The sequence below is a fragment of the Bradyrhizobium sp. S3.3.6 genome (assembly GCF_040546905.1).
Classification (GTDB): domain Bacteria; phylum Pseudomonadota; class Alphaproteobacteria; order Rhizobiales; family Xanthobacteraceae; genus Bradyrhizobium; species Bradyrhizobium cytisi.
Window position 1 is genome coordinate 1 of the sequence record NZ_JBEPOT010000029.1, and the last position, 9,437, is coordinate 9,437.

Annotated in this window: 10 protein-coding genes and 1 tRNA gene; 5 read left to right on the forward strand and 6 right to left on the reverse strand. The window is 62.3% G+C overall.

The window, feature by feature from the left end; translation table 11 throughout:
• Window positions 1-357 precede the first annotated feature (357 nt).
• Both ABID59_RS37270 and ABID59_RS37275 read right to left on the reverse strand, forming a co-directional pair.
• Window positions 358-729: a hypothetical protein gene (locus tag ABID59_RS37270; protein ID WP_354086657.1), complete on the reverse strand. Its 372-nt coding sequence runs from the start codon at window positions 727-729 to the stop codon at window positions 358-360.
• 191 nt (window positions 730-920) lie between these two features.
• A complete protein-coding gene (locus ABID59_RS37275; RefSeq protein ID WP_354086658.1) occupies window positions 921-1,772 on the reverse strand; it encodes a GIY-YIG nuclease family protein in 852 nt (283 codons plus the stop codon).
• 472 nt (window positions 1,773-2,244) lie between these two features.
• On the opposite strand from ABID59_RS37275, the gene ABID59_RS37280 reads away from it, so the two are divergent.
• Both ABID59_RS37280 and ABID59_RS37285 read left to right on the forward strand, forming a co-directional pair.
• On the forward strand, window positions 2,245-2,478 hold the full coding sequence (locus tag ABID59_RS37280) for a hypothetical protein (protein ID WP_354086659.1): 234 nt from the start codon (window positions 2,245-2,247) through the stop codon (window positions 2,476-2,478).
• A 70-nt stretch (window positions 2,479-2,548) separates the two neighbouring features.
• Entirely contained in the window at window positions 2,549-2,800 is a 252-nt protein-coding gene (locus tag ABID59_RS37285) for a hypothetical protein (RefSeq protein WP_354086660.1), read from the forward strand.
• A gap of 1,104 nt (window positions 2,801-3,904) precedes the next feature.
• Here ABID59_RS37285 and ABID59_RS37290 read toward each other — a convergent pair.
• From ABID59_RS37290 to ABID59_RS37300, 3 genes are all read right to left on the reverse strand, one after another.
• A tRNA-Val gene (locus tag ABID59_RS37290) sits at window positions 3,905-3,979 on the reverse strand.
• 159 nt (window positions 3,980-4,138) lie between these two features.
• Window positions 4,139-5,434: a coiled-coil domain-containing protein gene (locus tag ABID59_RS37295; RefSeq protein WP_354086661.1), complete on the reverse strand. Its 1,296-nt coding sequence runs from the start codon at window positions 5,432-5,434 to the stop codon at window positions 4,139-4,141.
• A 120-nt stretch (window positions 5,435-5,554) separates the two neighbouring features.
• A complete protein-coding gene (locus ABID59_RS37300) occupies window positions 5,555-6,163 on the reverse strand; it encodes a DUF1134 domain-containing protein (protein ID WP_148755204.1) in 609 nt (202 codons plus the stop codon).
• A gap of 141 nt (window positions 6,164-6,304) precedes the next feature.
• Here ABID59_RS37300 and ABID59_RS37305 point away from each other — a divergent pair, with 141 nt between their 5' ends.
• Window positions 6,305-6,790 carry a YHS domain-containing (seleno)protein gene (locus ABID59_RS37305; RefSeq protein ID WP_354086662.1) on the forward strand — a complete coding sequence of 162 codons (486 nt, stop codon included), beginning with the start codon at window positions 6,305-6,307 and terminating at the stop codon, window positions 6,788-6,790.
• Here ABID59_RS37305 and ABID59_RS37310 read toward each other — a convergent pair.
• Window positions 6,780-7,610 (reverse strand): 3'(2'),5'-bisphosphate nucleotidase CysQ family protein, encoded by an 831-nt coding sequence (locus ABID59_RS37310; protein WP_354086663.1) that lies wholly within the window; start codon window positions 7,608-7,610, stop codon window positions 6,780-6,782. The two genes, ABID59_RS37305 and ABID59_RS37310, sit on opposite strands and share 11 nt — an antisense overlap.
• Before the next feature lie 189 nt (window positions 7,611-7,799).
• Here ABID59_RS37310 and chpT point away from each other — a divergent pair, with 189 nt between their 5' ends.
• Window positions 7,800-8,453 carry a histidine phosphotransferase ChpT gene (gene chpT, locus ABID59_RS37315; protein WP_148755207.1) on the forward strand — a complete coding sequence of 218 codons (654 nt, stop codon included), beginning with the start codon at window positions 7,800-7,802 and terminating at the stop codon, window positions 8,451-8,453.
• Window positions 8,454-8,649: 196 nt separating this feature from the next.
• Window positions 8,650-9,437 (forward strand): Hpt domain-containing protein (locus ABID59_RS37320; RefSeq protein WP_354086664.1); only part of this gene is annotated, 788 nt, incomplete at its 3' end.

Here is a 9,437-nt window from a genome sequence, read left to right on the forward strand (position 1 = left end):
TCAACCGAAAGGCCTTGGCGTTCTTGCGCCTGGCCTCAATCCGCCTCATGCTGCGAAAGCTCTGTCAAAAAACATCATGATCTCGGACAGACTCTAAGATCGCAAAATCACATCCACAGTGGATAGGGTAGCAAGATCGCATCCTCCGTTCGCCCGCGCTGAAGCAGCCCCTCGACCCGTACATCGAAGGTTCAATTGCATCCGCTTCAAAACGCGCCAAGCTGCAAGCGATCGCATTGAGGTCGACCGATCACCAGCCCGGCTGATGACGAATTGCGTGTCGCGGTCTCTGCCGCGATCGAGCAATGGAAAACGGCGCGGCAGCTTCCTTACCTGTCGCCGGACGATTGCCAGACGTTAAACAAGCTGATCATCACCGGACTTCAATCCGTATTGTTCCAGCCTGCGAAAACCTTCGACGAGCGCTAGGCTGTACGGATCGTTCAAGCTCGGCGGAATTCGACGGCGCGGTTCTTGATCGAAGCATGCGCACGAAATTCCGCGTTCATCCACCGCCTTGCTTGGGTGTGCCCGGCCTTCATAGAGCTTTCGTTGCTCCACCATACCGTGAATGTGTGCCGATGCCGGAAGCTTTCTCCTAAGTATCTCTTCCATTTCGGAGAAGGTCAGCCGAACGATTTGTCCACGCTCGCTCAACAACCGTTGATGCAATGGTTCGTAGATCGATTTTCGGAAGCTCATGGTCTCACCGCAGGCAAGGGCAAACATGGACGGTCCTAGAGCAAGTGTGTGCCGAGCTTCCGCACGGTGGCGATCATGAGAACCGAAAGTACATCGCCGAGCACAATCCAACCGGCCGAGGCAGGACAAAGTACCTTAAGAGACAATGGGCTGAGCGTGGGGCCCGACGGGGCTGGCGGGCCCTCCACCCAAGGCGCTCCCGTCCTTGAAGGGTCGCTTCATCGCTCGCCTACCACCACCTTGTCTCTTGCTCTTTTATATTCGAGCAACTGCGACACCGCATCGTAGGAATGATACCTTGCGTAGACGCTCTTTGCATTCCTCTCGCGAAGATCGGCCAGAGCATCAGCCCAATAAGCGACCATGGCGCGCCGAACTCCGTCGAGGGCGAAGATGCGTTCGGCCTTTGCAAAATCCTCGTCGAAGTTCACACTTACTGCACGTTCAGCAGCTTTGTAGTCGGCCGGTTGAACATCCCCAGCACGTTGGCCGAGCCACATGATCGTTTTGGGATACTCCAAAATGAGACGGTCAAGCACGAGGTAGTGCGAGAACTTTCCGTCCGCAGGTGTTCGAGTGCTGAAAGCGACTTCGTGAGACCCGATGTTTAATGTGAACCAACGCCCTCCGTTGGTCTGCGGGAGAACGCTTAAGGTCCACGCGCCCTGAATGTCGAGGTTGACGTACAATCCCGAAGGCTGGAATAAGCGAAAAAGAAACAGGCTGACATCAGGATTGTGGAAGAGCCGATCCGTCCTCTCGTGATCGACGCGAAGCAATTCGCTAATCGAGCGCAATTGTTCTCTAGCCTCGTGCGGAGCCACGCTGAATAGCTCCCGCGTCCCTTCGACTTCCACGTTTCTGGTACGAAAGTGACGGTGAAGCGCGCTCTCTACTGCGGTGCAGTCCGTGACATGCACGAAATCTGACAATTCCCACGGACCATGGGGAGCGTACGCCTCACCGCCATTTATTCCGAGAAGGCGTTCAGCGATGGGCCGTTCGGTGCGGCCGATTTTTATGTAATCGCTATTTGGTGAAACGAGTACGTAGACAAACCCCTGCGGCATAGGCGCGATCCCCCAACCCACGCCGGCAAAGTAACTGAGGACCGCCCGGACGTGGAATAGGCGGAACGTCTAGATTGCATGACTTGCGGGGCAATCCTCCCGCATCGGCGGCAGATTGCTAATCAAAAGGTCTGACGAAACGATTAGCGGAATGACTGCGAGCTTGGTGGCCCTTCTCCACGCCACAACGGCGCATGCCGTGCGGCGTCCATCCCTCGCGCAAAGGGATGGGGAGCTCCTCGCCGGGGGCATTCGGGAAAGGGGCCCGCCGTGATGAACTCTGCCGGCGTCGCTATCACTGCCCCGTTCGCGGATGCCCTCTTAAGTGGGAAGGGCGAGCCCCACGGCGGTCGACAGCGCGGCCGGACGCAGGCTGATCGAGCAGAAAGACGGCGCATCACAAGGGGCAAACGCTGCCAATCGCCGTGGTTGCAATGCTAAAAGTTCCTCGCCGACTGACTGGGGGGGCAGCATGGTTAAGGCATTTCGCAATATGGTCATGGCACTTACTTTTGTAGGAGTTGCCGGCTGCAACATGTTTTGGAATTTCATGAATGACTATATGGCCTGCGGCCTTGCGCTGGCGACTTCAGTTACAGCCGGCTTTTGCGTTGAGCGCATCTTCATCGAGCGGTCCCGTCGGGAGATGATCCGCCTCCACGGCGCGGACTGGCGTTCGGCGGAGAACCGACAGCTCGACTCATGAGCGTCACCCGTCGCACGCTCGTCATTTTCATCATCCGATTGTTCGCATTCGACCCGAGGGGCCTAGCCCGATGATCAAACTGGTCCATCCATTCCGGTTCGCTCGCATCGAGCGCCTGCGAGAGCTGCTTGAACGAGACTACGAAATGGCAGTTGATCCGAATGCGGGCGTGAGGACCGCGAAGCTGGTGAGACCCGATCCGACAATGCTCGATGCAGCTTTGGTACTCGATCGTGATCCAGGAGGCTGCGAGCTGGGTCCTTCGTTGCTTGCGAGCCATGCGAGCGCTCCGGCACCGCAACCGGTCAATACGCCCGAGTAGCATTACGATCTGGAAGGGCGACGACCATATCTATCCCGAGGTGGGAGGGATGCCGAAAGCGAACTCTCCTCGGCTCCATTGGTCCTTACCGCTTTACAATGTTGCCAGGGGGATCTCGTCGTAGTCGTCACCATCGCCGCCAGCGAGGTGGTCAACTTCGATGAAGGGATGCTGCCAGCCCAGGCAGTCAAGCAATAGACGATCAACGAACCGGAAGCGGTTTTGGGCTTCGTTCCAAGCTGCCGATCTTACGAATGAATCGGCTGGGTCAAAGAGCTTGTGATACTTTTCCGCAATGGAAAGACTAAGACGGCGCGGAAGACTCGTAAAGCGGCCTGAGGACTCAACTGGACCGTAGAAGAAACAAAGCCCGCCGTCGCGTCGGGCCTTTCGTTGCGTGGCCTACTTTGAAATCCCGAGTGGGCTATTTCGGCCAGTACCTGGCACCGAGGACTGTCCTCGTCCCTCCGCGAGTGTGGAATCAAGAAAGGGTCGCATTCGCGCGACCCTGCCGGAAAAATTTGTTGGGAATGAAATAACAGCCCCGGCAGGAGCAATCCTGACTCCTTCAATAGGCCTGAGAAATCCGTAGTAGCACGGTGTTCGGATACAAGACCCGAAGTCGTACTAGTTTCCCGAAACGAGTGTCCTACTCAGGAGAGCACCTTGCGCGAGGGCGCTGGCCTGTCTCCGACCTCAGTGGCCGAGTTTGAAAACCGTAATGACAATTTTTTAGGAGAACGGAAATACAGCTCTCGATGAAGAATGCCGCAATGAAATGGTGATGAATTGGCTGAAACGCAAAGAAGCCACTGCCACCGCGTATTGAAGGCGCTGCGGGCTGCATCGAATGACCTGACAATCGTGCAACCGCGATTCGACGCGAGCCCTCCAACTCCATTGATCCTTGTCGCATGGCGATTGTGCAGACGCGGATCTCGTCGTGAAACACTAACGAGCTTTCTTGATTTGCCGTCGGGATCGGAGCGGCAACCGACAGTAGAGGGACGATCTTTTTTGCGACGTGCCCCTGTTGTGCCCAAGAATTTTCGGGGCACAATGTGGGGGAAGCAAGCCGCTAAGCTATTGTAGCTATGGGACTAATGGTGGGCGCACAAGGGATCGAACCTTGGACCTCTCCCGTGTGAAGGGAACGCTCTCCCGCTGAGCTATGCGCCCGGGACCATCATGCAGACGGCCGGACCTTGTCGGCCGGCCGGCGCATCGGAGCCCGCGATTTAGAAGTGCGGGCTAGAAGTGTCAAGTTTTCAGGCGGCTTGCGGCCTGAAAACCTTTCGCCGTGTCGCAATTCGGCGGCGAGGCCGGATTTTGGGCCGCTTACGCGCCCTGCTGGCGGGCGCGGGAGGCGTGGGCCTGCAGCGCGCGGATGCGCTCGGCGAGCGTTCCGCCGCCTTCGGGGAGGGCGGCGGCCGCGCCATTGGTCGCGACGCCATTGGCCGGGCGGGCGGCCTGCTTCGGCGGCTGGCCGGCCTCGGCCGCCAGCAGCGCCTCGATCGGCGAGTTCGGGCCCTCGAGCTGCATCGCGAGTTTCGCCACCTCGGCGGCGATGTCGTTGATGCGCTCGCGCAGCAGCGCATTCTCCATGCGCTCGGTCGCCCAGGAGCTCTCCGCCTGTTGCTGGATCGCATTGAGGTCGCGCTGAAGCTTGGCGCGCTCGTCGCGTGCGGTGGCGAGCTGCTGTTCCAGCGCGGCCTTTTCCGCGCGCATCGACTCGAACGCAGCCGACGACTTGCCGCCGCTCAAGCCAGCGATCTCGGCGCGCAATTCCTTGATGGTGCGCTCGGAGCCCTCATTGATCTGGCGGAGCTGGTTGTTCTCGTAGTCGCGCTCGGCCAGCAGCTTGCCTTGCGTGGCGAGGCGGCCCTCGAGGTCGGCGACGCGGGTGGACAGCATCTCGGCTTCCTTCACCTGCACGATGAGCTGGCGATCGAGCTCGGTGACGCGCTGGCTCAGATTCTCGACGCGGCCGCGCGCATCGCCGAGATCGCGCGAGGCGGTCTCCGACTCGACGCGCTGCTGCGCCAGCCGCGCCTGCGTCGCGGTGAATTCCTTCTCGGCGTCACCGACGCGGTTCTTCAGCTCTTCGATTTGCGCACGCACCGCGACCAGCTCGACCTGGCGGCTCTCCGCCATCATCGAGCGGTCGGTGAGCTCCGAGTTGATCTTGGCGAGCTCGCCCTGCTTGTTGCTCAGCGCAATCTCGGCCTCGCGCAAGGATGCGGTCTTGGCGTTGAATTCCTCCTCGGTGGCGCGGAGCTGCTCCTTGACCGCCTTCTCGCGTGCCTCCAGCGCGAAGATCGTGGCGTTCTTCTCGCCGAGCTCGATCTTCATGCGGTTGATGGCGTCGCTCTTCTTGCCGAGCTCGGCGAGCTGGCTCGTGGTCTTGCTCTTGAGCTGGTCGACGCTCATCTCCAGCCGGCGCGCCGACATCGCGAACTCGGCGCGGAGCTGGTCCTTGTCGGCCTGGATCTCCGCCATCGACAGCGGCGTGGCGGCCTCGAGCCGGCGCGTGGTCAGGCGCACCGCGCGGTTATGCACCAGCGGCACGATCGCAAGCCCGCACAGCATCGACAGCAGGAAACCGATCGCCAGGTACATGATCGGTTCGACCATGGGGCACAACTCCCGGAAGCAAGGAAAAATTTACCAAAGAAACAATGCATGGCGGGCCGGCAAAAAGCCAGCCCCGCCCTGTTGTTAACGTGAATCCGGACCTGGAAGGGAGGAGGGGACCTAGAATGGGTTCCAGGTCGCCCGCGGCGTGTATTTGAGGTAGCCGATATTGGCGCCCAGGCGCAGCCCGAGGCCGGAGCGGATCGGCACCAGCACGATGTTGTTGGACGTGAGCGCTGTCATGCCGAAGCCGCCGATGATGTAGGCCGAGCCGTCGATGCCGCCGAAGCGCTGGTAGATCGCGTTGGTGGCGGGCAGATTATAGACCAGCGTCATGGTACGCGCGCCGTCGCCGCCCCAGTCGAAGCCGAGCGACGGACCCTGCCAGTAGACGCGCAGGTCGCCGGCGTTCTTGGTGTAGAGCGTGCCTTCGCCATAGCGCAGGCCGGCGACGAACGCGCCGGAGCCTTCCTCGCCCAGGATGTAGCCGTTCGGCAGGCCCCATTGGCTGACCGCCTTCTCGATGATCGAGGCGAGGCCGCGCGAGACGTTGCCGAAGAAGCGGTGGCCGGCGTTGACGAGCTCGTCCGGCCCATAGGTGTTGGGCGTCGGGGTCCGCTGCGGCGGCGGCAGGTCCGGCGGCGGCGCAGCCGTCTGCGCGGAGGCCGGCACGATCCAGCCAGCCAGCGCTACAAGCGCCACTGCGGCAAGGCGTGATGCGAAAGTCATAAAAGAACCCCTGGTATCGATTCCGGTCCGCTTCCCTTAACCTGACGCCAACAGGCACGGTTCTAGGTTGCGCCGGATGTCCCCTCGACTCGGATGTTATCCGCAGCAACTATGACGGCACAACGGCAGGAAGATAGCCCTTTGCGCCCCGGAATTGCCTTGATCGGCCGTCTGGTCTGCCTGCTGGTGGGCATTTGGTTCGCCTGCTCCGGCGTGCCGGCGCAGGCTGCCACCACCGAGCGGATCGTCGTCAATCGTTTCTCGGGTGTCGCCATCGAAGGCTTCGATCCCGTGGCCTATTTCGTCGATGGCGGCCCCGAGCAGGGCACGGCGGAGTTCGAGGCCAACCTGTGGGGCGCGGTCTGGCGCTTCCGGAACGAGGGCAACCGGGCCTCCTTCCTGGCCCATCCCGAAATCTACGGCCCGCAGTTCGGCGGCTACGACCCGGCCGACATCGCGCGCGGCGTGACCATCGCCGGCAATCCCCGCTTCTTCGTGATCTCGGCGCAGCGGCTCTATCTGTTCAGCCGCGAAGCCAACCGCGACGCCTTCGCCGCCGATCCGGAACGCTTCCTGTATGAAGTCGGCAAGCGCTGGCCGGCGCTGCAGGACAAGCTCAGTCAATAGGCATAACCGCTGCGGCATCGCCCCAGGCGACGAACGCCGGGATGATGAAGCGATTATCGCCACGCTCGCCGAACCGGATCTCGCCGCCCTTGCCGTCGGTCACCTTGCCGCCGGCTGCCGTGACCACGGCGCAGCCCGCCCCGACGTCCCATTCCGAGGTCGGCCCGAAGCGCGGATAGATGTCGGCGCTGCCCTCGGCGATCCGGCCGAATTTGACTGCCGAGCCACACATCTTCCTGACGGCGTTGGGCCGGCTGTCGATGAAGGCTTCGCTTGTGGGGTCGCCGTGCGAGCGACTCACCGCCGCGACCCAGGGCTCGCCGAGCCCGGGCAGTTTGCGGGTCCGGATCGGCTCGGCAGCGCCGATGGTGGTGCCGTCAAACGTCACGCGCTCGGCGCCGCGGCCGACGATGCCGCGCCAGAGCAGCCCGAGTGCGGGTGCGGCTACGATACCGAGCAGCGGCACGCCCTCGGTCACGAGGGCGAGGTTGACGGTGAACTCATCGCGCCCGGCGACGAACTCCTTGGTGCCGTCGAGCGGGTCGATCAGGAAGAAGCTGCCGCGAAACGGCGGCGAGGCGAGCTGGCACCGCTCCTCCGAGAGCGACGGTACATCGTTGGCAAGTCTGGTCAGCCCCTCCGCAATGATGCGGTCGGCGGCGAGGTCGGCCTCGGTCACCGGCGAGCCGTCCTGCTTGCCGTCCACCCGCATCGCCGCGCGGTTGACCGCGAGGATCGCCTCGCCGGCCTGAACCACCAGCGCGGTCAGGGGCTCCATCAGCCGGAATGCGGCCTCACCGTCGATAATCCTCACCTGCATGCCTCATTCATCGGCAAATCTCGCATCGGCAAATCTCGCCTATCTTCACTTGATTCGCCCGCGTCCCTTATGGCCGCTTCGAGCCTATCGCAAGCTAGCTGCCACGGGCTGGCGAATGTTAGAACCCGCAGCATCCGTCAAGCATGCGTGATTCGCCGCGTCCGCGCCGTGCAATTCCAGGAACCCTTTATGTCCGACGCTCCGTCACCCGGTACCGCTTCTGCTCCCGATATGCTCGAACTCGCGGCCCTGCTGTGCTCGCGGGTCTGTCATGATCTCATCAGCCCGGTCGGCGCCATCGTCAATGGGCTCGAGGTGCTCGATGACGATCCCAAGCCCGAGGACCGCGAATTCGCGCTCGACCTGATCCGCAAGAGTGCGAAGACGGCCTCCGCCCGCCTGCAATTCTGCCGCCTCGCCTTCGGCGCGGCCGGCTCCTCCGGCGCGCAGATCGACCTCGGCGATGCCCAGACCATGGCGCGCGGTCACATCGAGGACGGCAAGTGCACGATCACGTGGAATCTGCCGCGGCTGCTGCTGCCGAAGAATCGCGTCAAGCTGCTGCTCAATATGCTCGTCGTGTCCCAGCACACGATCCCGCGCGGCGGCACACTGACGATCGATCCGATCGGCGAGGGCGAGACGATGAGCTTCCGCATCACCGCGACCGGACACAACGCGCGCCTGCCGCAGAACATCTCCGAGCTTCTGAGCGGAGCACGCGGGCCGGCTGCGGATGCGCACGCGATCCAGCCTTATTATACACGGCTATTGGCGCAGGCCTGCGGGCTCACCGTGACGCTCAGGCTAGAGGGCGAAGCCATCATCATTACCGCTTCGTAAACACGCCCTTCGCACTCAGACGTTAATCGAATCTTTACGAGGCGCTTCGGGTTGTCCGGAGCGCCTTATCTCTTTGTTGATTCCGTTCTTTTGCACATACTCAACCAATATTAAACGCTTTGCGGTGAAGCTGGCCCCATTCTGAAATGGCGCATCACAATTCGTGCGTGCCCTCCCTGTATGAAGGCCTGTTTTCATGGATGATCTGTTACGGGAGTTTCTGACGGAGACCAGCGAGAGCCTGGACACCGTGGACAATCAGCTGGTGAAGTTCGAGCAGGAGCCGAACAACGCCAAGATCCTGGATAACATCTTCCGCCTGGTCCACACCATCAAGGGTACGTGCGGCTTCCTCGGACTGCCGCGGCTCGAAGCGCTGGCGCATGCCGGCGAGACGCTGATGAGCAAGTTCCGCGACGGCATGCCGGTGACGGGGCCGGCGGTGACGCTGATCCTGTCCTCGATCGACCGCATCAAGGAGATCCTCGCCGGCCTGGAGGCGACCGAAGCCGAGCCCGAAGGCACCGACCGCGATCTCATCGACAAGCTGGAAGCGATGGTCGAGCAGGGCATGGCGGCCATGGCGGCAATGGCTGCGGGGGCTGCTGCTCCTGCTCCCGTTGCTGACGCACCGCCGCTGGTGCCGGACGCCCCCATTGCCGCGGCGCCCGCTGCCGCCAAGGAGCTGACCACGGGCGCGCTGATCGACCAGACCCTGGAGCGTCCGCTGCGTCCGGGCGAGGTGTCGCTCGACGAGCTCGAGCGCGCCTTCCGCGAGACCGCGATCGAAGCGCCGGCGCCCGTTGTCGAGGTCAAGGCCGCGCCCGTCGCTGAGGCGCCCGCGCCTGTTGCCAGGGAAGCTGCCAAGGAAGCTGCCAAGGAAGCTGCCAAGCCGCCCAAGGAGAAGGCCGCGCCGAAGAAGTCGATGGCCGACGAGGGGGCCAGCGAAGGCGACCGCATCGCCAACCAGTCGATCCGCGTCAA

Bases quoted from the DNA above. Each gene is read 5' to 3' on its own strand.
- ABID59_RS37295 (WP_354086661.1), bottom strand. From the start codon at position 5,434: ATGGTCGAACCGATCATGTACCTGGCGATCGGTTTCCTGCTGTCGATG.
- ABID59_RS37280 (WP_354086659.1), top strand. From the start codon at position 2,245: ATGGTTAAGGCATTTCGCAATATGGTCATGGCACTTACTTTTGTAGGA.
- ABID59_RS37300 (WP_148755204.1), bottom strand. From the start codon at position 6,163: ATGACTTTCGCATCACGCCTTGCCGCAGTGGCGCTTGTAGCGCTGGCT.
- ABID59_RS37275 (WP_354086658.1), bottom strand. From the start codon at position 1,772: ATGCCGCAGGGGTTTGTCTACGTACTCGTTTCACCAAATAGCGATTAC.
- chpT (WP_148755207.1), top strand. From the start codon at position 7,800: ATGTCCGACGCTCCGTCACCCGGTACCGCTTCTGCTCCCGATATGCTC.
- ABID59_RS37310 (WP_354086663.1), bottom strand. From the start codon at position 7,610: ATGCAGGTGAGGATTATCGACGGTGAGGCCGCATTCCGGCTGATGGAG.
- ABID59_RS37285 (WP_354086660.1), top strand. From the start codon at position 2,549: ATGATCAAACTGGTCCATCCATTCCGGTTCGCTCGCATCGAGCGCCTG.
- ABID59_RS37270 (WP_354086657.1), bottom strand. From the start codon at position 729: ATGTTTGCCCTTGCCTGCGGTGAGACCATGAGCTTCCGAAAATCGATC.